The organism is Limnohabitans sp., from assembly GCF_031539175.1.
In the GTDB taxonomy this organism is placed as follows: domain Bacteria; phylum Pseudomonadota; class Gammaproteobacteria; order Burkholderiales; family Burkholderiaceae_C; genus Limnohabitans.
Map to the genome: position 1 here is coordinate 1 of NZ_JAVKLQ010000027.1, position 24,554 is coordinate 24,554.

Consider the following 24,554-nt stretch of genomic DNA (forward strand, 5'->3'; position numbering starts at 1 on the left):
AAACCGTGACGGATGAGGAATTGACTATGATTGAAAACCGATTGAATCATCGCCCCAGAAAGCGACTAGGATTCAAGACACCTCACGAGGTATTCCATGCCTCGTTAAAGCGTGTTGCACTTCGTCCTTGAATCCGCCAACAATATGGGACTAGAAAAAACCTGTCATTGATGCAAGCGCCCACCGTCCAAGAGCTACAACTACGCGCCATGCTGGATGCCTCACAAGAGGCCATCCTGACTTTTGACGCCCAAGGGTCTGTGATCGATGCCAATGCGGCGGCAGAACACCTGTTTCGTTTCGGCCAGTCGGAACTCAAAGGTGCGCGCGTGGTCAACCTCATCACCGAATTGCGCGATGACCTGCCTTATTTCATCGACCAAATCCACCAACACTCAGCCAATCACCAAACGCTGAGTTTGGATACCTTCATTCACACATCGAATGCACAGGCTGTGCCTGTGCAATTGACACTGCGCTTGCTGCCTCACACCGACAGCACATCGGGTGAACGCTTTGTGGCGCTGTTCTCTGATCGGAGCCGAGAGCTGGCCTTGCAAGAACAGTTGCGCAACGCCCTGCAAGGCTTGGGTTTGAAGAAACCAGATACGGCCACCGTCTTTCACACGCGTAACTATCTGAAAGAGCGTTTCAACGAAGTCAAAACCTTGGCCATGGCCAGCGCACCGACCGCCTGTGTGGCGGTGGCTTGCATCAACATTGACCGCTTCAAAAGGGTCAATGACTTGCTGGGCTATGACGCAGGCGATCACGCCATCACCGCCATTGGCCACCGGATTGACGCGTTTTTGCGTCATGAGAGCGATGCCAACGGTTGGGATGTGGGCATGTGCCGCCTATCGGGCGACGAGTTTGCCTTGGTTCTGATTTCAGAACACCCCTTGATCGGTTTGACCGACTGGTGCAAGCGCTTGCAAAATTGCTTGGGCGAGCCCCTCGAAACACACAACCAACGCTTTGTGTTCTCGCTCAGCGCAGGTGTGGCGTCAGGCGTGTTGGTTCATTCTGAATTTGAAGCCTTGTTGACGGACTCCGAAATGTCCATGCGTGCCGTCAAAATGCGCGGCGGCAACGACTGTTTGACTTACAACGCCCAAGAGGGTCAAACCCCACGCCCCCGCGCCACCGAACACAACGTGATTTTGGGAATGGAGCGCAAGCAATTCCAACCGTTCTTTCAGCCCAAAGTGTGCTCCGACACCGGACAAATATTGGGATTTGAAGCCTTGCTGCGTTGGCAACATCCTGAGCGCGGTCTGATTCCGCTCGGTGAGTTTTTGCCCGTGCTGGAGAGCTCCAGTTTGATGCTCGACGTCGGATTGCAAATTTTTGAACAAGTGGTCGCCACGATGGCGCAATGGCAAGCCAAGGGTGTGAATTTGCCCGTGTCATTCAACGTCTCCAATGGCGAATTGCTGTCTGAACATTTCCGCACCAGTTTGAGCCGTTTGGTCAAAGAAGCAGGCGTGTCGCCCGACCAGATTTACCTTGAAATCACAGAAACTGTGCTGGCCAATTTGGGCAGTACGGGCGAAGACATCTTCAACGAATTGCAACAAGCGGGCTTTCGCCTCAGCGTAGACGACTTTGGTGTCGGCACCTCGTCCTTGTCGCGATTACGCAGCATCCCGTTGCGTGAAATCAAAGTCGATCGCTCATTCATCTCCGACGTCACCAGCTCCAGCCGTGATCTTGAACTGCTGCGCGGCATCGTGAATTTGGCCAAAAACCTAGGTCTCGAGGTGGTGATTGAGGGTGTGGAATCGCCCCAACAGCTGTCGATTGCCAAAAGCCTCGGTCATTTGTCCATCCAAGGCTTTTGCTATTCGCGTGCCGTTAACCCCATGCAAGCATTGGAATTGATCGAACGCCAACCCTTTGCCATTCACTGAGCACTTCAGATTCAGTCACTCACACCGATAAAACAAAAGATACAAGGAAGACACACGTGTTAAAAAATTTGAACGTAGGCACACGATTGATGCTGTTGGTTGCTCTGCTCGGGCTGTTGTCGGTCACGATCGGTGTGAACGGACTGCGCGGCATGGCCATGTGTGTGGCGGGCTTGCAGACGGTGTATGACGACCGCGTGGTGCCCTTGCGCGACCTCAAGGTGATTGCCGACATGTATGCGGTCAACATCGTGGACACGTCGCACAAAGTGCGCAACGGCAATATTTCTTGGGAAGAAGGCCGTAAAAACTTGGCGGACGCCGAACTGCAGATCACCGACAAGTGGAAGCACTACAAAAACACGGTCTTGGTGGCCGAAGAAGAACGCTTGGTGGCTGAAATTGAGCCCCTGTTCAAAAGCACCCAAATTGAACTGGATCACCTGCGCGAGATCTTGACCCGTGAAGACAAGCAAGCCATTGCCGAATTCACGGCAGGTCCGCTCTACCCCGCCATCGACCCCATCAGCGGCAAATTTTCAGACCTGATCGAAGTTCAACTCAAAGTCGCGAAGCAAGAGTACGACGCCTCCAACGACAGCTACGCCTTCAACCGCGTCTTCAGCATTGGCTTGATTTTGGTGGGCTTGGGTTTAGGTGCTGTGTTTGCGTTGTGGATTGTTCGCTCAGTCAGCGGCCCACTTGAGAAAGTACGCCAAATGGTGCGCGAAGTGGCAAAGAGCTCCGACTTCTCCAAACGCGTGGCGGTGAGCAGCAACGACGAAGTGGGACAAACGGCACAAGCGTTCAATGCCTTGTTGGAAGCCCAACAAACCGCCATCGGTGAAGTCAACCGCACGGTTACCGCCATGGCCGAGGGTGACTTCAGCCAACGTGTGAATGCCAATTTGCATGGCGATCTGAAAACCATGAAAGAAGCCATCAATGCTTCCGTGGACAGCATTCAGGCCACGATTCAAGACCTCAGCAAGGTTTTGCACGCGCTGTCGCAAGGTGACTTTGCCGCGCGTTCAACCGCGCAAGTGCATGGTGAGTTCAAACAGGCCGTGGACCAAGCCACCTCGGCCATGGTGGCACTCGAAGCCATGATTGGCGGCGTAGGACATGTGATGAGCCGCGTGGCTCAGGGCGACTTGTCGCAACGCGTGACCGCCGAAGGTCGCGGTGATTTGATCACCCTCAAAAACAACATCAACACCTCGCTGGATTCGATGAGTTCGGCCTTGCGCGCCATCCACGGCAACACGCGCCAAGTGGCCACAGCCGCGAACGAAACCAGCAATGCCATTGGTCAAATTTCAGACGGTGCACAAAACCAAACACATGCCATCTCGCAGGTCGCGGCAGCCGTGCGTCAAACCGCGACCTCCGTCGCCGATGTTTCGCGCAACACCAGCGTCGCCAGCCAAAAATCGCAAGAGTCGATTGCCATCATGCGCGAAGGCATGAAGAAGATGAACGACATGGTGGACGTGGTCAACAGCATTGCTGCCAACTCAGACAAGATCAACCAAATCACTGAAGTGATCGAGAAGATTGCCAACAAAACCAACCTGCTGTCCTTGAATGCGGCCATCGAAGCTGCACGCGCTGGCGAGCACGGCAAAGGCTTCTCCGTGGTCGCCGAAGAAGTCGGTAAATTGGCCGCCAACAGCGCCGAAAGCTCGCAAGAGATTGCCCAATTGGTGCAACAAGCCGTGTCTGAAACCGCCAAAGCTGTGGCCACCGTGAAGGAGGTCAGCCAAGACATGACCCGCATCGAACTCGCCTCCCGCGAGACCGATCAAATGCTGCAACGTATCTCCGCAGCGTTGGAACAGCAAAGCAGCGCCACCGAAGAAATCAACGCCAACGTGTTCAATTTGGACCGAATTGCCAGCAGCAACGCCTCGGCCTCTGAAGAAATCACGGCAAGTGTGGTGGAACTGTCAAAAATTGCAGACGCAACACGCCGAGAAGTTGAGAAATTCTCCATGTAAGGTAAAGTTGGTGGAAATCTAATTAATTCCATTTTTACAACAAGGACGACAAAATGATCAAAAAAATAAGATTTTTGGCAGCTGCATTGATTTCCGTACTGGCTTTGACCCACTCGGTCAGCTTTGCTGCTGGCGAACGTGCCAACAAAGCAGAAGCAGAAGCCATGGTGGCCAAAGGGGTTGCCGCAGTCAAGGCCAAAGGTGATGGCGCTTATGTCGACCTGACGGCCCCCAGCAAAACCTTCGTAGACCGCGATTTGTATTTGGTGGTGTATGACATCACCGGCAAATGCTTGGCACACGGCCAAAACCCCAAGCAAGTCGGCAAAGATCTGATCAACCTGAAAGATCCAGATGGCAAAGAGTTCATCAAAGAGCGTGTGGAGTTGGCCAGCTCGAAGGGCAAATTCTGGCAAGACTACAAGTTCACCGATCCATTGACCAAAACCGTGCAAGCCAAACAGGCTTATTGCGAAAAGGTGGGCAATGTGATCGTTTGCGGTGGCATTTACAAACTGTGATGCCCCTGCCATGGCACGCCTGAGTGCCATGGTGCCCCGAACTTTGCTGGATTGAACCGATGACCGCTGTTTACAAAAAAATGAGCATTGCCAACAAGCTCATGATGGCCCCCCTTTTGGTGGCCGTTTTGCTGTTGGGCTTTGGCATTTTCAGTTACGTCAACATGCAGGCGTTTCAAACCAGTGTGAATGACATGCTGGCCGACTCTGTGGCCACCGAGCGCATGGCGCAAGAGACCGAAGCCACGGTCAATGCCACGCACGCCGCGGCTTACCGAAGCTTGGCTTTGCTCAACCTCAAAAGTGACAAAGCGGCCCAATCAGCTGAAGCCATGATGACGGAACAGCTGACGGCGCTGGGCGACGTGGGGCGTGACCTAGAAGCCAGCCCCAACGCGCGTTTGCGAAGCCTTCTCAAGCCCATTCAAACCTACGAAAACGCGGTGCGTGAGGCTTACGACTCGTCGACCTCAGACACCAACCTCGGCGCCATGATGATGCAAGACGCCGACAAAGCGTACGACGAACTCATCGAAACGCTGCACATGGTGGGTGCTGCCAGCCGCATTGGCGCCTCGAATGCGCAAAAAAAGCTAAACGAAAGCATTGACCTGCAACAGGCCGTGCAAGTTGCGGCCCTGCTGTTTGCCATCCTTGCGGGCTTGTTGCTGGCCTACGTTGCAGGCAAAAAAATCGCTCGTCCCTTACGCGCCATGCAAGCGCAAATTTCAGCCATCGAAGACCGCGCAGACTTTTCTTTGCGCATCAAGGTCGAAAGTGGCGATGAAGTGGGCCAAACAGCCATCTCATTGAACGCTTTGCTGCAATCGCTGCAAAGTGCAGTGCAAGAAGTCAACTCCGTCGTGGGTGCCGTGTCTGCGGGTGACTTCAGCCGTCGCGTGGACGCCCCCTTGAAAGGCGACATGGCCGTCATGAAAGCAGCCGTCAACGACTCCGCTGAAAGCGTGAAGTCCACGATGAATGGCCTCAACGACATCATGCAAGCCCTGCAAAACGGCGACTTCTCAAAGCATCTGCACATCGATGTCACAGGCGAATACAAACGCGCCATGGAACAAGCGGCCGACGCCATGCAATCGCTCAACAGCATGTTGGGCGATGTGGGCAGCGTCATGAAGGGTGTCTCGCAAGGCGACTTGAGCTTGCGAGTCAACGCCCAAGGCCGTGGTGACTTGTTGACCTTGAAAAACAACATCAATCTGTCCCTCGATGCCGTGAGCGGCTCGATGCGCGTGATCAACCAAAACGCGCGTCAAGTCGCCTCTGCGTCGGCCCAATCGAGCCAAGCTGTGGGACAAATTTCAGACGGCGCCTTGAACCAAACCCACGCCATTGGCCAAGTGGCCACGGCGGTGCGTCAAACCGTTACTTCGGTCGCCGATGTCTCGCGTAACACCGAAGTGGCGAGCCAAAAATCGAAAGAATCTGTGCGCATCGTGCGCGATGGCATTCGCAAAATGGCGCACATGGTCGAGGTGGTCAACAGCATTGCGGCCAACTCCGAAAAGATCAACAAGATCACCGAAGTGATCGAAAAGATCGCTAACAAAACCAACCTGCTCTCGCTCAACGCGGCCATCGAAGCTGCGCGGGCGGGCGAACACGGCAAAGGCTTTGCCGTGGTGGCCGACGAAGTGGGCAAACTCGCCGTCAACAGCGCCGAGAGTTCACAAGAAATTGCCCAACTGGTGCAACACGCGGTTGCCGAAACACGCCGAGCTGTGTTGGCCGTGCAAGAAGTCAGCGCCGACATGGCACGCATTGAAAGCGGCTCGCAAGAGACCGACGATATGCTGCAACGCATTGCTGGCGCGCTCGAAGAACAAAGCTCAGCGGTCGAACAAATCAACGCCAACCTCTCTAGTGTTGATAACATTGCACGTAGCAACTCTGCTGCCTCTGAAGAAATCACGGAAACCGTGATGGAACTGTCCAAGATTGCAGATTCCACACGTCGTGAAGTTGAGAAATTCATCCTATAAGGTGGTCATGAATCTTTTGTATTTAGAAGCCACATTGGACAATTTGCGTACCAAGTGGCCCCACGATTGGCCGGGCATGGCCGTTGTGGTCCACAGCGCCTTGGGCCAACTGGGCTTCCTCCGTGGTGCCCGTTTGTCTTCGCGCGATCAAGCGCTGCATGACTGCATTTTTTCGGTCATTGAGGCGATTGAAAAAGATGGCCAAAGCCGTGCCCACCGCCACCAAGAACCGCAGTACCACAACCGTTTGCACTTTGCCGACGCCGTGGTGTCGTTGACGGTGCTTTTGGCCAATGAGCGCCAAGTTGCGGGTCGCGCAGCGACTGATCTGCCCTCCCACGCCGAATGGCTGGCCATGTTGACGGTCGTGAGCCACGACTTTTTGCACAACGGTCAGATCAACCAATTCCGTTCTGAAATTGAAGCTTTGTCTGTCAAGGCGCTCACGCCTTACATGAACCAACACAAGGTACACAAAGACGACCAAGCCTTGGTCGGCGCGTTGATTTTGAAAACCGATCCGGCCTTCGTACCCGAGTCGCACCAAGCCATTGCAGGCCTGCCCTTTGATGTGTCAGACCCCCGCTGCCTCTTGGTGTTGATTCAAGAATGCGACATCTTGGCCAGCACGCTGCCTGCGACAGGCCTCAGTCTGACCCAACAACTCTCGGACGAATGGGCGCCCGTGGCCCCAGATCGCTCACAATCGCTGCTCACGAACAAAGGTCGTTTGTTTTTTTTGAAGCACATGGCCTTATTTTCCAGCCCGTCGAGCCGATTACTGGGTATCCAAACCACCATTGATCAGCAAATTGCAGAACTTGAGCAGGCCTAAAGGCCCTAAGACCCAACCTTTGTGACCCGCTGAACGCCGCCTCTCCTTTTTAAGCAGCAATGTCCGCAGAACCCAATCAAGAAGCCCCAACGGCCTCTCGCACCCCCAAAACTGACGCCGTCGAGCGGTTCATGCACACGCCTGGCCGTCCACCGGTCGGCTTTGTGTTGTCTGAGTTTGCCCGCCGCATGGAATACGAGCTGCGGGTGGCCATTGAGGTGGCCAATGGCCGCGCCACATTGGCCGACTTGGAGCGTGTTCAAAAGCTCAACGTCAAATCCTTGCCATCACGCGCAGCAGCCCCCGTGCGCGCCGTGGTTGCCCCTGCCCCGTCTGCGCCCACACGCAAAGCATCGGCAGACGCGGCATCACAAGCCGGAGCAGCTGCCCCACGGGTCCCCCGCCGCAAGGTGAGCAGCGAGGGTGCAGGTGAATCGATCGTTTACGAAGAAGGCAAAGTCCTGTTCAACCAAGGCGACAAGGCCGATCATCTGGCCATCATCTTGGAAGGCTCGGTGGAGATCTTCGACGCCAAAACGGGCAACAGCATTGCGGTTCTCAACAAAGGCGTGTCCTTTGGCGAACAAGCCATTTTGGAAGGTGGCGTGCGCGGCGCCTCGGCCCGTGCCCACACCCGCGTGGTGTGTCTGGAAATCAGCACCGAGCCTTTACGCGCGATCTTGAAATCAGACCCCGGCATCTTGACGCCTGTGGTTGAAGCCATGTTGCTGCAACTCAACATGGCCAACAAGATCAGCAAGTCTGTGGACAGCGACGAGTTGGACTACGAGGTCACCAACGACAACAACCTGTCGTCCACCCAAGTGCAGAAAATTCTGGATGAGGTCTACGCAACTGGCGACAACAAGGGCATGAGCAGCGACGAGTTGATGTTCTTGAAACTGCTGGCCTCGAACAAACTGCACACCACCGTGCACGAGGCAGGAACTGTTCTGGGCTCGCCTGACGACACCGAGTTGGGCTTGGGCTACATCATTGTGCAAGGTCACGTGGAGGCCGCCATTGGCCCCAAGAAATACAAACTGGGGCCAGGCAGCGTGCTGGGCTTGGCCGAAGCGCTGCTGGACAAGACATTGCCTTGGGCCTTGACCAGCTTGGACACCGTGACGCTGATGAACATCCCCATCGACAAAGCTTTGCGCGGCTTGGAACATGCCAACCCAGGCATTCGCGGCATCGTGCGGTACACGGCAGACCGCATCATGCATTTGCAAAACACGTTCTAACGCGCGCCTTCGCGCTCAGTGCGAACCCAACAAAAATGCCGCTGAAAAGCGGCATTTTTGTTGGGCTCGGGCTTCGCCCGAGTTTGTGCACGATCAGATCTTGAACTGTTCCACTTCACGACGTGTGCCGTCAGCGATTTTGGACAACTCAATCACGGTCGCTGTGATCTCTTCGCTGGCAGAAGCGTTGGACTGCGCGATGCGGTCCAAGGTCGAGACGTTGGCGTTGATCTCTTGCACCGCGTTGCTTTGCTCTTCCAAAGCGGCGGAGATGCGCTGCATCATGCCATCGGCTTCGGTGGCTCCGGCTTCAATGCGCTCCATGTCGGCGCTGACGTCTTGCACGGTGGCCACCGCGCGACGCGCTTCTGCGACCGCTTGCTGAACCAACACGGTGATCTCTTGCGTGCTCTCGGCGCTGCTGGCCGCGAGCTTGCCCACCTCTTCCGCCACGACGGAGAAGCCTTTGCCATGCTCGCCCGCACGAGCCGCTTCGATGGCCGCGTTGAGCGACAGCAAATTGGTTTTGTTGGCAATGCTTTCGATCACTTCCGTGATCTTGTTGATCTTCTCGGAGTTGGCCGCAATGCCATTGACCACTTCCACCATCGTGGCCATCTTGGCTTTGCCACTGCGCACGATGTCCACCGACTCACGCGAGCGGCTGCTGGCGGTTTCGGTGTTGCGTGACACGTCCGTCACAGAAGCGGCTGTCTCTTTCACAGCGTTGGCCAATTGCGCAATGCCGTGCATTTGGTTTTGCGCGCCATCGCTGATTTGGCTGATGGCTTGGCTGGTTTGGTTGGCCGCAGCCGCCACTTGGCGGGTGTTGCTGTTGATGGCACGCATGGCAGCACTCAGGGCGTCCAGCGACTGGTTGATGTTGCCTTTGAGGCTGGCCAAATCGCCACGACCATCGGCGGTGATGCGGCCAGTCAAGTCGCCTGATGCCACGTCGTTCATCACGGTCGCCACATCGCCCAACAAGGTTTGCATCGCCTGCATGGCTTGGTCCACCAAGCGGCGCAAGTCGCCCTTCACTTGGCTAGACATGCGTTGCGTGAAGTCACCGTTGTGCAATGCAATCATCACTTCTGCCAAGCCGTCCATGGTGGTTTTAACGCTGGCAGCGCTGGCGTTGACGGCGTCTTTCATGGTGCGCAAATCACCTTTGAGGTCCGCGGTAATCGACACATCAAAGTTACCGGCAGCCAAAGCTTCCACCGCGTTGTTCACTTCGGAAATGGCCAGCTGCTGTGCCGACATGAGTTGGTTGAACGCGCGGGCAGTTTGCCCCACCTCATCATCCGAAATATCTTGAATACGACGCGAAAAGTCAGAGGTTGTCTCGACCAGTGTCACCATGTTGCGCAAGGACTCCAGAGGTTGAGTGATGCTCTTGACTTGCCAACGAATGACCGCCGCAATGATGAGCATGACCAGCAATACCAACATCGAGAACTGCGTGACGTGTTGCCAGAAGATCACTTCGACGTCGTCGATGTAAATGCCTGTGCCGACCACCCAATTCCAGCCGTCAATTTTTTTAACGAAGGAGAGTTTTTCATACAACTCCGTCGTCGTGCCGCCACCCGCTTTGGGCTTGGGCCAGTTGTAAGTCACAAAGCCTTCGCCCGAGCGGCTGGCCACTTCGGTGAAGGCAACAAAGATGTTCTTTTTGCCGTCGGTCTTTTGTGCCGGCGCATCCAAGCCAAATTGCTGGCTGGTGGCGGAGTTGAAACTGGGGGCGTCCAACACCTTGCCTTCCAAGGCCGGCACCGTGGGGTGCATGAGCATGCGGGGAATAGGCTGACCTTGGTCGTTCAGCCAAAAATACTCTTTGGTTTCATAGCGCATGGCCTTGACAGCTTGCATGGCTGCCGCTTGCGCCTCTTCTTCACTCAGCGCGCCCGCCTTTTGCAAGGCTTGGAAATGTGTCACAACGCCGTGCACCGACTCCACCAAATGGCGCGTCTTGAGCTTGCGGTCTTCCAGCATGGTCGATTTTTCGATGGACAGCGCCACGATGGACACCAAGATCAGTCCCACAAAGGAGACGACCCCACCCAAAATCAACCGAGATTTGACGTTCATTGAATTTTTTCCTTGCTGAAATTCGGCCGCAAAACGGCAAACTCATTCTAATTCGTCAAAACCAACATGAGCCGACAGAAAATTACAAATTCGTCAATGGGAGATGCCCTTGATTGGAGCGTTCAGGCGTTACGCCGATCCACCATCGCATGCGCAATGGTGCCCAAGTCGACGTATTCCAGCTCGCTACCCACGGGCACGCCGCGTGCCAAACGGGTCACTTGCACGCCGCGCTTTTTCAAAGTTTCGGTCAACACATGGGCGGTGGCCTCGCCTTCGGCGGTGAAGTTGGTGGCCAAGATGACTTCTTTCACCACACCGTCGCTGGCTCGGTCGATGAGTTTTTCCAAGCCAATGTCTTTGGGGCCAAAGCCGTCGAGCGGGCTGATGCGGCCCATCAACACGAAGTACAGGCCTTTGAACGCTGCGGTGCGCTCAATGGCCGATTGGTCGGCGGGGGTTTCAACCACGCACAAACGTGAGTTGTCGCGGCTGTCATCCAAGCACGTTTCGCAAATGCTTTGCGTGGTGAAGGTGTGGCACAGCTCGCAGTGGCGCACTTGGCCAACGGCCTCGTGCAAGGCCTGCGAGAGCAGCTCTGCGCCCTCGCGGTCGTGCTGCAGCAGGTGATAGGCCATGCGCGAGGCCGATTTGACGCCCACGCCGGGCAAGCGGCGCAAGGCGTGAATCAGGCCATCGAGCGCAGAAACAGCGGCCATTAAAAGGGCAACTTCATGCCGGGTGGCAAACCGGCGGTGAGTTTGCTCATCTTGGCTTCGCTGGTTTCAGCGGCTTTGCGCACGGCGTCGTTGAAGGCGGCGGCGACCAAGTCTTCGAGCATGTCTTTGTCGTCGGCCAGCAGGCTGGGGTCGATGGTGATGCGTTTGACATCGTGTTTGCAGGTCATCAACACTTTGACCAAACCCGAGCCCGACTCGCCCGTCACTTCAATGTGCGCCAACTCGTCTTGCGCTTTTTTGAGGTTGTCTTGCATGGCTTGGGCTTGCTTCATCAAGCCAGAGAGTTGTCCTTTGTTGAACATGGGTCGTCCTTTTAATAAATGGAGATTGAAAACTTAAACAGGCTTGATGCTGCCGGGCACGATGCGTGCGCCAAAGTCGCGCATCAAGGTCTGCACATAGGGGTCGTTGAGGATGATGGCTTCCGCACCCGCTTGGCGCTGGGCAGCCGCTACGGCATTGCGTTTGGCGGGGCTGTCTTGCACGCGGCCCACTTCCACCGTCAAGCGCACGGGGTAACCCGCTGTGGCCAACGCGGCTTGCAGGCGCTCGCGGCTCATGGCGCTGTTGAGCGACTCGCGCTCGACGCGCAGCATCCACGTGTCGGTGTCACGCGCCATGAGTTGCGACTGCAAGCCCAACTCGCGCACCAAGGCGTTGATGGTTTCTGCGGCTGACATTTGCATGACCAAACCGTGCCAAAACTCGCCCTCGGGCGTGGCTTCGACCTGTGGCACGACGGTGGTGGGTACCAACGGTTCGAGTTGTGCGCTGGGCACAGGCTGCTCGCGCACAGGCATGGCGACGACGGCGGCATCGGAGTCGTGGTCAAAGTCGTCGTACTCGGGGGCGTAAGGCGCGTCGTCTTCGTCGTCTGAGGGGATGAACTCGGGGGCCTGACCGGCGGGCGCGGACATCTCGCGCACAGGCAGGGCTTGACCTTGGGGGGCGGGAGGCACGCGGGTCGGCGCTGCGACGTGAACAGGTGGCGCAGCTGCAGGCGACGGGTGCTGCGCAGCTTCTGAGTTCTTGGGCGGTTGAATGGCCACAGGCGCAACGGGTTCGGCAACGGGCTGGGTGGCAGGAAGAGGCTGCGTGGGCGGCGCACTCGAGGCTGCCCTAGGTGCCACGGCCGCTGGCATGGCGATTGGGGGGTGGTTCAGCGTCGGCGAAATCGCAGCAGTTGCAGCAGTTGCAGCAGGATGCGCGGTGGCTGCAGGCGCTGACGACGCGCGCGGCGCTTCAATCAGAGTTTTTTTTTCAGCCGAAGCCGAAGTGCTGGTCGCGGCCCCTTTGGGCTTGAAGGCCAGCAAGCGCAGCAGCACCATGGTGAGCGCGGCGTATTCGTCGGGGGCCAAGCCCAGTTCCTGGCGACCGTGCAAACACAGGCTATAGAGCAACTGGGTTTCGTCGGCGGGCATGAGGTCTGCCAAACGCGCCATATCCACGGTTTCGGGGTCCGCATCGGCTTCGGCCATGCTGGGCACAGCTTGCAGCACAGCCATGCGTTGCAAGACCATGGACATGTCTTCCAACGTTGCTGCGGCGCTGAGGCCATTCAAACGCAAAGCTTCAGACGTTTCGACCACCGATTTACCGTCGCCATGCGCCAAGGCCTCGATCAAACGGAACACATGCGAACGGTCGGCGCTGCCCAACATTTGGCGCACCGAGGTTTCTTGCAACTGGCCGCCGCCAAACGCAATGGCTTGGTCGGTCAAGCTCAAGGCGTCGCGCATGGAGCCGCGTGCGGCGCGGGCCAACAAGCGCAAGGCTTGAGGCTCGGACACAATCTGTTCTTGGCCCAACACATGGCCCAAGTGCTCCAGCACGGTTTCTGGGGCCATGGGGCGCAGGTTGAACTGCAGGCAGCGCGACAACACGGTGACCGGCACTTTTTGCGGGTCGGTCGTGGCGAGCACAAATTTCAAATATTCGGGTGGCTCTTCCAGCGTCTTCAACATCGCGTTGAACGCGGTGTTGGTGAGCATGTGCACCTCGTCAATCATGAAGACCTTGAAGCGGCCTTGCACGGGCTTGTAAACCGCTTGCTCTAAAAGGCTTTGAACTTCGTCTACGCCACGGTTGGAGGCCGCATCAAGCTCGGTGTAGTCGACAAAACGGCCGGCATCGATGTCGGTACAGGCTTGGCACACACCGCAAGGATTGGCCGTGATGCCCCCCGTGCCATCCACGCCTTGGCAGTTGAGCGATTTGGCCAACACACGCGATACCGTGGTTTTGCCCACGCCGCGTGTGCCAGTGAACAAGTAGGCATGGTGCAGGCGTTGCGTGGTCAGCGCATTGGTCAGCGCTTGCACCACGTGCTCTTGCCCCACCATCTCCGTGAAGGTTTTAGGACGGTATTTACGGGCGAGCACAAGGTAAGACATAAGCGCGAGATTCTAAAGCGAGCGCATGTCGAATCTCAAACAGTGCCGATGTGTCGCTACAATTCAATGTGACGGGCCTTCCCACATGGTGAAGCGGCCAACCGGGTCAGGCGGGGAACCGAGCAGCCCTAACTGTGGAGCCAGTGCTGGGGTCAAGGTCCGTCACCCCCCCTCTTTTCTCTTATTGGTCAGCCAATGCCTCATGCATGGCTTGCACCAAGGTCTCGCTTTCGTGCGCACCCGACAAACCCACCTTGCGATTGAAGATGAAAAACGGCACGCCGGTGATGCCCATTTCACGAGCGGCTTGGTCGCTGTCCAGGGTTTGGGTGTGCAGGGCCCCGTCTTCAAGGGTTTGCAATGCCAACTCGGGCGTCATCCCCGCTGTGACGGCGATTTCCATCAGCTGCACGGCATCGGTCAGGTCTTTGCCATCTAGAAAATAGCCTTTGAACAAGGCCTCGACCATGCGGTCTTGCGCTTCCCCGGCTTCGGACACGGCAATCAAGCTGTGTGCGACCACGGTGTTGGGCTGACGTGCGATGCGGTCAAACGCGAAGTCAATGCCGAGTTCTTCACCAACGCCAGTGACGCGCTCGTAAATGCTGCCCGCACGGTCGCCAAACTTGTTGCGCACATATTCGGCGCGCTCAATGCCTTCTTGGGGCATGTCTGGGTTGAGCTGGAACGTGTGCCAACGCACTTCGGGGGTGATATCGGGGTGCTCGGCGGCCCAAAGTGCCAAGGCACCCTCAAGGCGTCGCTTGCCGACATAGCACCAAGGACAGACAACATCGGAGACAACGTCAATAGTGAGAGTTTTCATAGGTGTACTTGGTTTCTGCCACAATGCCCCAACTGTAGCTGTATAGCCAATTCACAGAGGACCCCACCATGGCAAGCGATCTGATCAAACATATTACCGACACTACCTTCGAGGCAGCCGTTCTGCAAGCTGACAAGCCCGTACTTGTGGACTACTGGGCTGAATGGTGCGGTCCTTGCAAGATGATCGCCCCCATCTTGGACGAAGTGTCTACCGCCTACGAAGGCAAATTGCAAATTGCAAAGATGAATGTGGATGAAAACCGTGACATTCCTGCCAAATTTGGCATTCGCGGCATTCCAACACTCATGTTGTTCAAGGGCGGCCAACTGGCCGCGACCAAAGTGGGCGCTATGAGCAAGGCCCAATTGACCGCGTTCATTGACCAACAACTGGCTTAATTCCTAGCCACCGTCGCACAAGCCCGCTGATTGCAAAATCAGCGGGCTTTTTTCCTGTCATAATCAAATTTGAATTCGCCAACTGCCCATGAGGCTGTTGGTTCCCACAATGGGCTTGAATTCTGGTCTTAGAGGCACCTTACGCCTCGCACACGACCTCCCCCCAATTTTTTAACGAACTCCCTTACTGGAGTCCCAAGATGCATCTGAACGAACTCAAGGCACTGCACGTGTCTGAAGTGCTGAAACAAGCCGAAGAACTCGAAATCGAAAACACAGGCCGCATGCGCAAGCAAGAGCTGATGTTTGCCATCATCAAAAAGCGCGCCCGCGCTGGCGAGCAAGTGTTTGCCGATGGCGTGCTCGAGATCTTGCCCGACGGCTTTGGCTTCTTGCGTAGCCCCGACACCAGCTACACCGCCTCGACTGACGACATCTACATCAGCCCCAGCCAAGTGCGCCGCTTCAACCTGCACACGGGTGACATGATTGAAGGCGAAGTGCGCATTCCCAAAGATGGCGAGCGATACTTTGCATTGACCAAACTCGACAAGGTCAACGACGACCTGCCTGAGAACAACAAACACAAGGTCATGTTCGAGAACTTGACCCCGCTCTTCCCCCGCGAACAGATGAAGTTGGAACGCGAGATCAAGGGCGAGGAAAACATCACCGGCCGCATCATCGACATCATTGCGCCCATCGGCAAAGGCCAACGCGCCTTGGTCGTTGCCCCGCCAAAGAGCGGTAAGACCGTGATGATGCAGCACATCGCCCACGCCATTGCAGCCAATTACCCCGATGCCCACATGATGGTGTTGCTGGTGGACGAGCGCCCCGAAGAAGTGACAGAAATGCAGCGTTCGGTCAAAGCCGAAGTGATTGCCTCCACCTTTGACGAACCCGCCGCACGCCACGTGCACGTCGCCGAAATGGTGATTGAACGCGCCAAGCGCTTGGTGGAATTGAAAAAAGATGTGGTCATCTTGCTCGACTCCATCACCCGCCTCGCACGCGCTTACAACAACGTGGTTCCATCCTCAGGCAAAGTGTTGTCAGGTGGTGTGGACTCCAATGCTTTGCAACGCCCCAAGCGCTTTTTTGGTGCGGCCCGTAAAGTGGAAGAAGGTGGCTCACTCACCATCATCGCCACGGCCTTGGTGGACACCGGCAGCCGCATGGACGAAGTGATTTTTGAAGAGTTCAAAGGCACAGGTAACTGCGAAATTCACCTCGACCGCCGCTTGTACGAAAAGCGCGTGTTCCCCGCCATTCAACTCAACCGCAGCGGCACACGCCGCGAAGAGCTGTTGCTGCCACCCGAGATCTTGTCAAAGACACGCATCCTGCGCCAGTTCATGTACAACATGGACGAAATCGAATCCATGGAAATGGTGTTGAAGAGCATGAAGGCGACCAAGTCGAACGTCGAGTTTTTCGACATGATGCGTCGCGGCGGCTAAAGCCTCTCTGCGCTAAAAGACAAAGGGCGTATGCGGTTTACCGCAGACGCCCTTTTCTTTAAGCAGTCGTCCACATCTTGCGCAACGCTTCCTCAAAGTCACGGGTGTATTGGTCCACATTCCAGGCTGGCAATGCCTCCAAGCGTTCGCGCAAACCTTGTTTGAGCGCCAGCAGGGCTTGGCGATCTTGGGCCATGGACACGGCAATACGCACGTAGTCGGCATCCGAATCGGCCACCCACTCCGGCAGCCCGGCCGCGCTCATGAAGCTCGCGCCCATGCGGGACACAAAGTTGCTGCCCGCTTTCACCACCACGGGCACGCCCATCCACAGGGCTTGCAAGGTGGTGGTGCCGCCGTTGTAGGGCACGGGGTCGAGCGCAATATCCACATCGGCGTACTCGGCCATCATGTCGGTCAACCCCACGGGGCCGCGGAACTCGAGGCGGTCACGCGCAATGCCCTCGGCCTCAAAGCGCTGGGCAAACGCCGCCACAGCGCCTTCGTCCTTGAAACTGGGTGCTTTCAGCAGCAAACGTGAGCCAGGCACTTCGTGCAACACCGCCGCCCACAGCTTGACCGTGTGTGGTGTGAGCTTGGGCACGTTGTTGAACGACCCAAAGGTCAGTGGCCGCGTGGCGTGTGCCTGCGTGTAGTTGGGGTACGGGTAATCCACCTCGGGCGCGAAGCAAAACACGCTGTTGGGCAAGCGCGCCAGCTTTTCGCTGAACAAGCCTTCACTGCCTTTGGGGGCCACCACGGGGTCGGCCACCAACCAATCGATGTTGGGCATGCCAGTTGATCCGGGGTAGCCCAAAAACGTGGCCTGCACCGGCGCAGCACGCTGGCCGAACAACGCCATGCGCTGCATGCTGGTGTGGCCCGACAAGTCCAACAAAATATCGATGCCGTCTTCTTCGATGCGGCGCGCCAACTGCGCATCGCTCCAATTCGTCACTTCCACCCAATGCGCCACGCGGCGCTTGGCCAACTGGGTTTGCTCGTCGTGTGAGTCCCCTGTGAAATACATCGTCACCTCAAACGCTTTGGGGTTCAGGCGCGCCAGCACGGGCTGCATGAAGATATTGACGGGGTGTTGGTGGTGAAAATCTGCCGACACCAAGCCCAGAAGCAGCTTGCGCTTGGGCGATCGGTCATTCTTAAAGCTGCTGACGGTACGCGCGTTCTCACCCAAGTGCGCAAACATCGTGCGGTGCAAATCGGCCACCTCTTGCGCCGACAGTTTGTCGCTGTAAAGCGAACTCATGGCCGCGCTGGAATGCATTTTGGAGCCCGGCCCTTCTTCATCAGCCAAAGCTTTGTACAACTGCAAGGCCGTGTCGGCGTCGCCCGATCGCCCCGCCACGCTGGCACGCATCGACTTGGCACCCGACTGCGGCGCAATCGCCTCGGCACGCGCCAGCGACTCCAAGGCCTCTTGCATGTTCCAGCTCTCGGCCAAAGAATGGGCCAAGTTCCAATGTGCCGTGTCGCTGTCAGGATGCAATTCGACATTGCGACGCAAGACCGATTGGGCTTCTTGCCACAGGTTGTACCGGAACGACAAGTCGGCCAAACGCACCAAGGTGGCCTCTGACGTGGCCACACTCGCCCGCTCGAACGCACGGTGCCCATCTTGGGTCATACCTAAGCGCAAGAAAATATCAGCCAAGTCCATTTGCATTTCGGCGCGCTCGTTGTCGTCCAGGGTCTCGTTGCTGATGCGCAAGATCAGCAAGGCTTGGCGCATGGCCTCCAAGGCACGGGCTGCATCGCCGCGCTCCAGCCGGTACTTGGCCATGCGCCAATGCACCGTGCGGTTCTTCTCAGCGCCTGCCGCGTTGAGGGCGTGGTGATAAGCCGCAGCCGCCCCTTCAAACTCCCCCAACTCCTCCAACACGCGGGCCAACCCCAAGCGCGCCTCAAAACGCTCTGGGGCGACCTGTACCGCCTTTTGATAGCTGGCCACCGCTTGCTGCGGCACACCCTGTTGACGGCACAAATGGCCCGCCTCTAGCCAAGCGCTGTAATTGTTAGGGAACGCTTTGAGCAAGTGCGTGAACGTTTGCCGCGCCGCCGCGCCATCGCCCAAATTGACCCAGCAACGCGCCAACTGCAACGCCGCAGGCTCCATCTGCGGGTTGTCTTTCAAGCATTGCTCGTAACACTGCAGTGCTTGCGCCCAACGCCCTGAACGGAAATGCGCGTTGCCTTCGTTGTAGGTCGCTGCTGCCTGCGGCAATTCTTGGGCAACGTCGGTGGATTCGGGGATCGATGGCTGCATGAACTTTTTACTATTCTCATCACGTCAAAAATAATGAGGTGATTGTCTTGGAAAAGCTATTGCTTTTAAGCAACTTACCCACCCAGCGATGCATTTATCAGCAGGCATCAGCGTGTTAGGTACACGCCTGAATCGTACGATTGACAATGCGTTAATTCGCACTGAAAATAGTACGATATCCAGTAAATATCCCAACCCTATGCAACAACTCACCGCCAATGACCTCAAAGTACGCGGCATCGCCGCCATTGAATCGGTGCTGGCTGAGCAAACCGAAGCTGCCATCTCCGTGCGTGGCAAAGAACGGTTTGTGGTGATGGACATGGCGCACTACCACTACTTGCGTGAGTGCGAGTTGGAAGCAGCCCTGATGCAAAGCAAGGCCGACTTGGCCGCAGGTCGTGTGGTGCAAGAAACCGCGCATGATCACATGGCTCGCCTTGATGCCCTTCTAAGCGACAACGCTGGTCACTGACACGCCCATGCCTTACGTGCTGGTCATCACCGACAGCTACATGCGCCGTGTCGTGCGTTTTTTAAAGCGGCATCCTGAGCTGCGTAACCCTTATGCCAAAACGCTGGCCTTGCTAGAGCTCAACCCGCATCACCCGTCTTTGCGACTGCACGCTTTGTCGGGTCGACTTGCAGGCTTGCACTCGGTGTCGATCAATCTGTCTTACCGCATCACCTTGGAGCTGCTGATTCAAGATCAGCAGATCATTCTCATCAATGTGGGCGACCACGACACGGTGTACTGACCCTCCGTCAAGCCAATCAATTCGGCACCAAAAACTCTCGGCTGATGCTCGCGCCAATCTCATTCACGCGGTCCAAGAACTGCGTGAGGTAGGCGTGCAGACCATTGGCCAAGATTTCTTCAATGCGCCCGAACTCCATCTCGGCACGCAGCTTGCCCGCGCGGCGATAGCTGTCGATGGCATGGTCATCCGACACCATGGCGATGTTGTTGACCACCTCGTTCAAGCAGGCATGCAGCGAACGCGGCATGTCAGCGCGCAAGATCAAGAGTTCAGCCACACGCTCGGGTTGAATCACGTCACGGTACACCTTGCGGTAAATCTCAAAGCCCGAGACGCTGCGCAAAATCGCGCTCCAGTGGTAGAAATCGTGGTCTTGGTCTTTGACCTGAACCTGACCTGCGCCTGAACTTTGGCTTTGGTTTTGCCCAAAGAAGTCATGTGCCACCGCATGGAACTTCACGTCCACCAAACGGGCTGTGTTGTCGGCACGCTCGAGGAAGGTGCCCAAGCGCATGAAGTGCAAGGCCTCGTCCATCAACATGGTGCCCACGGTCACGCCGCGTGACAGATGCGAGCGAAACTTCACCCACTCAAAGAACTGCCCAGGGTCACGCTCAAACTCGCCGCCTTTGAGCATGCGGTTCAACTCCAACCACGTTTGGTTTTGGGTTTCCCAGACTTCGGTGGTCAAGCTGCCACGCACCGCACGCGCATTTTCACGGGCCGCACGCAAACACGAGATGATGGAAGACGGGTTGTTTTCGTCCTTCACCATGAACTCCATCACATGGTGCGGGGTGATGTCGCCATGGCGGGCTTGGTACGAAGGCAGCAACTCGCTGATGGACAGCAAGCCTTGCCAGCCCATTTGAGCCACCTCGGCTGACTGCGGCAACAGCGAGGTTTGGTAGTTCACGTCCAGCAGGCGTGCGGTATTTTCGGCCCGCTCGGTATAGCGGGACATCCAAAACAGGTGGTCAGCGGTACGGCTCAGCATAGTTAAACCTCAAGAATCCATGTGTCTTTGGTGCCGCCGCCTTGGCTGCTGTTCACCACGAGTGAGCCTTCTTTCAGTGCCACGCGGGTCAAGCCGCCGGGCACCATTTGCACGCTCTTGCCGCTCAGCACGAACGGGCGCAAGTCGATGTGGCGCGGCGCAATGCCGCTTTCCACGTAGGTCGGGCTGCTCGACAAGCTCAAGGTGGGCTGCGAGATGTAGCCATCGGGCTTGGCGATCAGCACTTGGCGGAACTCTTCAATCTCCGCCTTGGTGGCGGCAGGGCCGACCAACATGCCGTAGCCGCCTGCACCGTGCACTTCTTTCACCACCAGCTTGTCCAAGTTGGCCAAGGTGTAAGCCAAGTCGTCCTTTTTGCGGCACTGGAACGTGGGCACGTTGTTGAGGATGGGCTTTTCACCCAAATAGAACTCAATCATTTGCGGCACGTAAGGGTAGATCGACTTGTCATCGGCAATGCCCGTTCCCACGGCGTTGCAAATACTCACATGGCCTGCGCGGTAGACGTCCATCAAGCCAGCGCAACCGAGTGTGGAGGTGGCGCGGAAGACTTTGGGGTCTAAGAAATCGTCGTCCACGCGGCGGTAAATCACATCCACGCGCTTGGGGCCACGGGTGGTGCGCATGTAGAGGAAGTTGTCTTTCACAAACAGGTCTTGGCCTTCAACCAATTCCACGCCCATTTGCTGCGCCAAGAAGGCGTGCTCAAAGTAGGCGCTGTTGTACATGCCGGGCGTCAACACCACCACGGTGGGGTTGTCGGTGGTCGACGGACCACTGGCACGCAAAGTCTCCAACAACAAGTCGGGGTAATGTGCCACAGGGGCCACGCGGTGTTGGCTGAACAGCTCGGGGAACAGACGCATCATCATCTTGCGGTCTTCGAGCATGTAACTCACGCCGCTGGGCACGCGCAGGTTGTCTTCGAGCACGTAGTACTCGCCCTCGCCTGCGGCATTGGGGGCTCGCACAATGTCAACGCCGCTGATGTGCGAGTACACGCCGTTGGGCACATCCACGCCCATCATCTCGGGTCGGAACTGCGCGTTGTTGAGCACCTGCTCCGATGGGATGAGGCCGGCCTTCAAAATCTCTTGGTCATGGTAGACGTCGTGAATGAAGCGGTTCAACGCGGTCACGCGTTGCACCAAGCCCTTTTGCATGTCTTTCCACTCGTGGGCGGGAATGATGCGGGGAATCAGGTCAAACGGAATCAGGCGTTCGGTGCCTGAACCATCTTCGTCTTTGTCGCCGTACACCGCAAAGGTGATGCCGACGCGACGAAAAATCATCTCCGCCTCTTCGCGCCTGTCGCGCATGGTCTGCGGATCTTGGCGCTTGAGCCAGTCCAAGTAGTTCCGGTAATGGGGACGAACCGCGCTGTCGATATACGGCAGCTGGGCATACATTTCATCAAACTTGTGCATGTGGGAACTCCTGCACTTACCTTAGCAAATTAAATGCCATGTTACGGAACTTGATGAAACCAATAACGATGTTGGTTTTCGCGCTCGCAATGCACCAAATTGGGTTGATCACTGCGCCACAACGACGCACCACAACGGGGACTCTGCACGACTTGAGCCCCCAATGGGGCGTAACGCGCCAGCACATCGGCACGAGGATGGCCAAAACGGTTGCGATAACCCGCCTGCACCATCGCGACTTGGGGACGCACAGCTTCTAAAAACGTCGCCGTCGACGAGGTGGCGCTGCCGTGGTGGGGCACCAACAACCAATCGGCCTGCAAGCTTTGACCACTTTGCACCAACGACTGCTCTTGCGCGGCTTCGATGTCGCCCGCCAGCAGCGCGGAAACGAAGGGGCTTGCATCGCGGGCGGATGGGTGTGTCGCCGCCGCACTGCGCACAGGCACGCGAGGGGCACTGACGCGCAACACACAACTCAGCGCATTGGGTTTGAGCTGTCGTGTGTAGTCTTCGGCACGCGGGTGCAACACCTCAAACTGCACACCGTCCCACACCCAAGTCTGCCCGCGTTCGCAGCGCTGCATGGGACGCAGCTGCTGCATCGGGTGGGTCGCGGGCATAGACGTCAGCACATCGGCCGCGGGCTGCATGGCCAGCACAGCGGGGGCACCGCCGCTGTGGTCGCTGTCTTGGTGACTGATGACCACGCGGTCTAAACGCTCACCCCACGCCCGCAACAAGGGGACTAAGACACGCTGGCCCGCATCGGTCTCGGCGGAATAGCGCGGGCCTGTGTCGTACAGCAGTGCATGCGTGGCGGTGCGCAACAACACGGCATGGCCCTGCCCCATGTCTGCCGCCAGCAACTCAAATGTGCCATGCGCAGGACGCGGCATTTGCCAACTCAACACGGGCATGACCAATGCCAAGCCCAACAGCCGCATCCACAGAGGCACGCGCAGTGCCAATAGCCCCATACCCAGCAACGCCGCAGCACCCGCCCACATGGGCGCAGCAGGGGCCGACCATTGCGCCCAAGGCACGCTCGCCAACGCCCCCAACAGCGAACGCAACACTTGCAAAGCCTCGCCCGCCCAACCCCAAGCTGGGGCAAACAGCATGCCCAGCACACACAGCGGCGTCACCACCAAAGTCACCCAAGGCACGGCCAACACATTGGCCAACAACCCAACGACCGACACTTGATGAAAGAGCAGCAAGCACAACGGTGCCAAACATACGCTCATGAGCCACTGCTCGCGCCCCATGCGATGCACGGCCCGCCACAGACGCATTGGCAGCCCACGCACATCGGCATCGCGATCGGCCAAGCGTGTGGGCACATCAGCGCTGCCCGAAGCAAACAAAATACCCACCGCCACAAAGCTCAACCAAAACCCCGCCTGCAACAGCGCCCACGGGTCCAGCGCCAGCACCACCGCACACACCAACAACCAGACAGACGGCCAAGGCCAGCGCAGCCCCTGCCAACGCAACAGCGCCACGGTGGCCAGCATCCACACCGTGCGTTGCGCAGGCACCCCCCAACCGGTGAACACGGCATACAGCAGCGCCACCACCACCCCACACAACTGCGCCGCATGGGGCGCAGGCAGCCACAAACTCCAAGGTCGGCGAGTTGCCCACACATCACTTCGTCGCCACAGCCACCCCATGCCCGCCGCAGCCAACCAGGCCAGACCGGTGATGTGCAGCCCCGAAATCGCCATCAAATGCGCCACACCCGTGGCTCGAAACACATCCCAATCGGCACGCTCAATGGCCGCTTGATCGCCCAGCAGCAAGGCCGACACAATGCCAGCCATGGCGTGGTCTGGCACTTGCGCAGACACACGGGCCCGAACCGCTTGGCGTAATTGGGCCACGGGATAACGCCACGTCGAGCCCAGCCACTCGGGCGGCGCATCCTTCGCACCATGGCGCACATAACCTGTGGCCTGCAAGCCCTGCTCCCACAGCCAAAGCTCATGGTCAAACCCGTGCGGGTTGATGTGCCCATGCGGCGCTTTGAGTCGCACCGTCAAGCGCCAGCGGTCGCCTGCCTTCACCTCTGGCGGAGGGGTAACTTGACGCCCAGCGTCTGCCCCCCACACACTTGCGCCATACCAACCCAGCCAAACGAAACGGGGCAAGTCTGCCGTCAACACCTCCAAGCGAAACCGCACACTGTCCTCGGTGCGCTGGGGCAAACTGGCCACCACACCGTCCACCTCAATGGATTGGCCTTCCAGCGCAGGACTCAGACGGCTCTCTAAATAGAAATGGGCGCGCCAACCCGTTTGGGCAAAGGCCAAAATCAGCGCCAGCAACGCCCAACCCAGCGCTGAACGAACCGCATAGGCTTCATTGGCCTGCACGCGGCGAAGTAGCAACCAGGCCAACGCGCACAAGGCCGCAAAGGCCAACCCACCGTAGAACGCCATAGGCAGCAGCGCCGCTTGTTGCAATTGCAAGCCCGTGCCCAACAGCCAGCCCAGGCACCACGGCGTGATTCGACTGAAAGAACGCGGCATGCAAGACCCAAGTTGATGAGGATCTGAGCAATCTAAAGGCGCACCCGTGCACAAAAAAAAGCCGCGCTCACAAAGTGACGCGGCCTAGCAG

The 24,554-nt window shown here is 57.5% G+C and carries 19 protein-coding genes and 1 other RNA gene; 11 read left to right on the plus strand and 9 right to left on the minus strand.

Translation table 11 applies throughout. From position 1 onward, the window contains the following. Positions 1 to 170: 170 nt before the first annotated feature. From RMS95_RS04770 to RMS95_RS04795, 6 genes are read left to right on the plus strand one after another with little or no spacing between them, the layout of a single operon-like run. Entirely contained in the window at positions 171 to 1,913 is a 1,743-nt protein-coding gene (locus RMS95_RS04770; protein WP_310644051.1) for an EAL domain-containing protein, read from the plus strand. Between the two features lie 56 nt (positions 1,914 to 1,969). Beyond that, complete coding sequence (locus RMS95_RS04775) at positions 1,970 to 3,913, plus strand: methyl-accepting chemotaxis protein (RefSeq protein ID WP_310644053.1); 1,944 nt, start codon at positions 1,970 to 1,972, stop codon at positions 3,911 to 3,913. Between the two features lie 53 nt (positions 3,914 to 3,966). Further along, the gene (locus RMS95_RS04780) at positions 3,967 to 4,434 is read left to right on the plus strand and encodes a cache domain-containing protein (RefSeq protein WP_310644055.1); all 468 of its coding nucleotides are present in this window, start codon (positions 3,967 to 3,969) and stop codon (positions 4,432 to 4,434) included. 59 nt (positions 4,435 to 4,493) lie between these two features. Continuing rightward, positions 4,494 to 6,437, plus strand: a complete 1,944-nt coding sequence (locus RMS95_RS04785; protein WP_310644056.1) for a methyl-accepting chemotaxis protein — start codon at positions 4,494 to 4,496, stop codon at positions 6,435 to 6,437. A 7-nt stretch (positions 6,438 to 6,444) separates the two neighbouring features. Further along, complete coding sequence (locus tag RMS95_RS04790; protein ID WP_310644058.1) at positions 6,445 to 7,272, plus strand: hypothetical protein; 828 nt, start codon at positions 6,445 to 6,447, stop codon at positions 7,270 to 7,272. 59 nt (positions 7,273 to 7,331) lie between these two features. Next, complete coding sequence (locus RMS95_RS04795; RefSeq protein ID WP_310644061.1) at positions 7,332 to 8,519, plus strand: cyclic nucleotide-binding domain-containing protein; 1,188 nt, start codon at positions 7,332 to 7,334, stop codon at positions 8,517 to 8,519. Positions 8,520 to 8,612: 93 nt separating this feature from the next. Here RMS95_RS04795 and RMS95_RS04800 read toward each other — a convergent pair whose 3' ends face one another. The 4 genes from RMS95_RS04800 to dnaX all read right to left on the minus strand — a co-directional run bounded on the left by RMS95_RS04800 (position 8,613) and on the right by dnaX (position 13,746). Continuing rightward, the gene (locus tag RMS95_RS04800) at positions 8,613 to 10,613 is read right to left on the minus strand and encodes a methyl-accepting chemotaxis protein (protein WP_310644063.1); all 2,001 of its coding nucleotides are present in this window, start codon (positions 10,611 to 10,613) and stop codon (positions 8,613 to 8,615) included. 122 nt (positions 10,614 to 10,735) lie between these two features. After that, positions 10,736 to 11,332, minus strand: a complete 597-nt coding sequence (gene recR / locus RMS95_RS04805; RefSeq protein WP_310644065.1) for a recombination mediator RecR — start codon at positions 11,330 to 11,332, stop codon at positions 10,736 to 10,738. Beyond that, the gene (locus tag RMS95_RS04810; RefSeq protein WP_310644067.1) at positions 11,332 to 11,655 is read right to left on the minus strand and encodes a YbaB/EbfC family nucleoid-associated protein; all 324 of its coding nucleotides are present in this window, start codon (positions 11,653 to 11,655) and stop codon (positions 11,332 to 11,334) included. The genes recR and RMS95_RS04810 overlap by 1 nt, the downstream gene beginning before the upstream one ends. Before the next feature lie 33 nt (positions 11,656 to 11,688). After that, a complete protein-coding gene (dnaX, locus tag RMS95_RS04815) occupies positions 11,689 to 13,746 on the minus strand; it encodes a DNA polymerase III subunit gamma/tau (protein WP_310644068.1) in 2,058 nt (685 codons plus the stop codon). 70 nt (positions 13,747 to 13,816) lie between these two features. Between dnaX and ffs the strand changes: the two genes are divergently transcribed. Then, positions 13,817 to 13,913: signal recognition particle sRNA small type (ffs, locus tag RMS95_RS04820), an RNA gene on the plus strand. A 14-nt stretch (positions 13,914 to 13,927) separates the two neighbouring features. On the opposite strand, the gene RMS95_RS04825 is transcribed toward ffs, so the two are convergent. Continuing rightward, a complete protein-coding gene (locus RMS95_RS04825) occupies positions 13,928 to 14,572 on the minus strand; it encodes a DsbA family oxidoreductase (RefSeq protein ID WP_310644069.1) in 645 nt (214 codons plus the stop codon). A gap of 68 nt (positions 14,573 to 14,640) precedes the next feature. Between RMS95_RS04825 and trxA the strand changes: the two genes are divergently transcribed. Together trxA and rho are read left to right on the plus strand one after the other, a co-directional pair. Continuing rightward, entirely contained in the window at positions 14,641 to 14,973 is a 333-nt protein-coding gene (gene trxA / locus RMS95_RS04830) for a thioredoxin TrxA (protein ID WP_310644071.1), read from the plus strand. 200 nt (positions 14,974 to 15,173) lie between these two features. Next, the gene (gene rho, locus RMS95_RS04835) at positions 15,174 to 16,436 is read left to right on the plus strand and encodes a transcription termination factor Rho (protein ID WP_108358770.1); all 1,263 of its coding nucleotides are present in this window, start codon (positions 15,174 to 15,176) and stop codon (positions 16,434 to 16,436) included. A 58-nt stretch (positions 16,437 to 16,494) separates the two neighbouring features. On the opposite strand, the gene RMS95_RS04840 is transcribed toward rho, so the two are convergent. Then, positions 16,495 to 18,720 (minus strand): tetratricopeptide repeat protein, encoded by a 2,226-nt coding sequence (locus RMS95_RS04840; RefSeq protein ID WP_310644073.1) that lies wholly within the window; start codon positions 18,718 to 18,720, stop codon positions 16,495 to 16,497. A gap of 199 nt (positions 18,721 to 18,919) precedes the next feature. Between RMS95_RS04840 and RMS95_RS04845 the strand changes: the two genes are divergently transcribed. Together RMS95_RS04845 and RMS95_RS04850 are read left to right on the plus strand one after the other, a co-directional pair. Then, a complete protein-coding gene (locus RMS95_RS04845; RefSeq protein ID WP_310644075.1) occupies positions 18,920 to 19,195 on the plus strand; it encodes a hypothetical protein in 276 nt (91 codons plus the stop codon). Between the two features lie 7 nt (positions 19,196 to 19,202). Beyond that, positions 19,203 to 19,478 (plus strand): hypothetical protein, encoded by a 276-nt coding sequence (locus tag RMS95_RS04850; protein ID WP_310644077.1) that lies wholly within the window; start codon positions 19,203 to 19,205, stop codon positions 19,476 to 19,478. Between the two features lie 16 nt (positions 19,479 to 19,494). Here the strand turns inward: RMS95_RS04850 and RMS95_RS04855 are convergent, their stop codons facing one another. From RMS95_RS04855 to RMS95_RS04865, 3 genes are read right to left on the minus strand one after another with little or no spacing between them, the layout of a single operon-like run. Continuing rightward, entirely contained in the window at positions 19,495 to 20,478 is a 984-nt protein-coding gene (locus RMS95_RS04855) for an alpha-E domain-containing protein (protein ID WP_310644079.1), read from the minus strand. Positions 20,479 to 20,480: 2 nt separating this feature from the next. Beyond that, positions 20,481 to 21,926, minus strand: a complete 1,446-nt coding sequence (locus RMS95_RS04860; RefSeq protein ID WP_310644080.1) for a circularly permuted type 2 ATP-grasp protein — start codon at positions 21,924 to 21,926, stop codon at positions 20,481 to 20,483. A gap of 41 nt (positions 21,927 to 21,967) precedes the next feature. Continuing rightward, complete coding sequence (locus tag RMS95_RS04865; RefSeq protein WP_310644081.1) at positions 21,968 to 24,463, minus strand: DNA internalization-related competence protein ComEC/Rec2; 2,496 nt, start codon at positions 24,461 to 24,463, stop codon at positions 21,968 to 21,970. Positions 24,464 to 24,554 lie beyond the last annotated feature (91 nt).

Coding starts and splice junctions, on each gene's coding strand:
- RMS95_RS04840 (WP_310644073.1), bottom strand. CDS start 18,720: ATGCAGCCATCGATCCCCGAATCCACCGACGTTGCCCAAGAATTGCCG.
- RMS95_RS04810 (WP_310644067.1), bottom strand. CDS start 11,655: ATGTTCAACAAAGGACAACTCTCTGGCTTGATGAAGCAAGCCCAAGCC.
- RMS95_RS04865 (WP_310644081.1), bottom strand. CDS start 24,463: ATGCCGCGTTCTTTCAGTCGAATCACGCCGTGGTGCCTGGGCTGGCTG.
- RMS95_RS04795 (WP_310644061.1), top strand. CDS start 7,332: ATGTCCGCAGAACCCAATCAAGAAGCCCCAACGGCCTCTCGCACCCCC.
- RMS95_RS04785 (WP_310644056.1), top strand. CDS start 4,494: ATGACCGCTGTTTACAAAAAAATGAGCATTGCCAACAAGCTCATGATG.
- RMS95_RS04770 (WP_310644051.1), top strand. CDS start 171: ATGCAAGCGCCCACCGTCCAAGAGCTACAACTACGCGCCATGCTGGAT.
- RMS95_RS04860 (WP_310644080.1), bottom strand. CDS start 21,926: ATGCACAAGTTTGATGAAATGTATGCCCAGCTGCCGTATATCGACAGC.
- dnaX (WP_310644068.1), bottom strand. CDS start 13,746: ATGTCTTACCTTGTGCTCGCCCGTAAATACCGTCCTAAAACCTTCACG.
- trxA (WP_310644071.1), top strand. CDS start 14,641: ATGGCAAGCGATCTGATCAAACATATTACCGACACTACCTTCGAGGCA.
- RMS95_RS04825 (WP_310644069.1), bottom strand. CDS start 14,572: ATGAAAACTCTCACTATTGACGTTGTCTCCGATGTTGTCTGTCCTTGG.
- RMS95_RS04790 (WP_310644058.1), top strand. CDS start 6,445: ATGAATCTTTTGTATTTAGAAGCCACATTGGACAATTTGCGTACCAAG.
- rho (WP_108358770.1), top strand. CDS start 15,174: ATGCATCTGAACGAACTCAAGGCACTGCACGTGTCTGAAGTGCTGAAA.
- RMS95_RS04850 (WP_310644077.1), top strand. CDS start 19,203: ATGCCTTACGTGCTGGTCATCACCGACAGCTACATGCGCCGTGTCGTG.
- RMS95_RS04780 (WP_310644055.1), top strand. CDS start 3,967: ATGATCAAAAAAATAAGATTTTTGGCAGCTGCATTGATTTCCGTACTG.
- RMS95_RS04800 (WP_310644063.1), bottom strand. CDS start 10,613: ATGAACGTCAAATCTCGGTTGATTTTGGGTGGGGTCGTCTCCTTTGTG.
- recR (WP_310644065.1), bottom strand. CDS start 11,332: ATGGCCGCTGTTTCTGCGCTCGATGGCCTGATTCACGCCTTGCGCCGC.
- RMS95_RS04845 (WP_310644075.1), top strand. CDS start 18,920: ATGCAACAACTCACCGCCAATGACCTCAAAGTACGCGGCATCGCCGCC.
- RMS95_RS04855 (WP_310644079.1), bottom strand. CDS start 20,478: ATGCTGAGCCGTACCGCTGACCACCTGTTTTGGATGTCCCGCTATACC.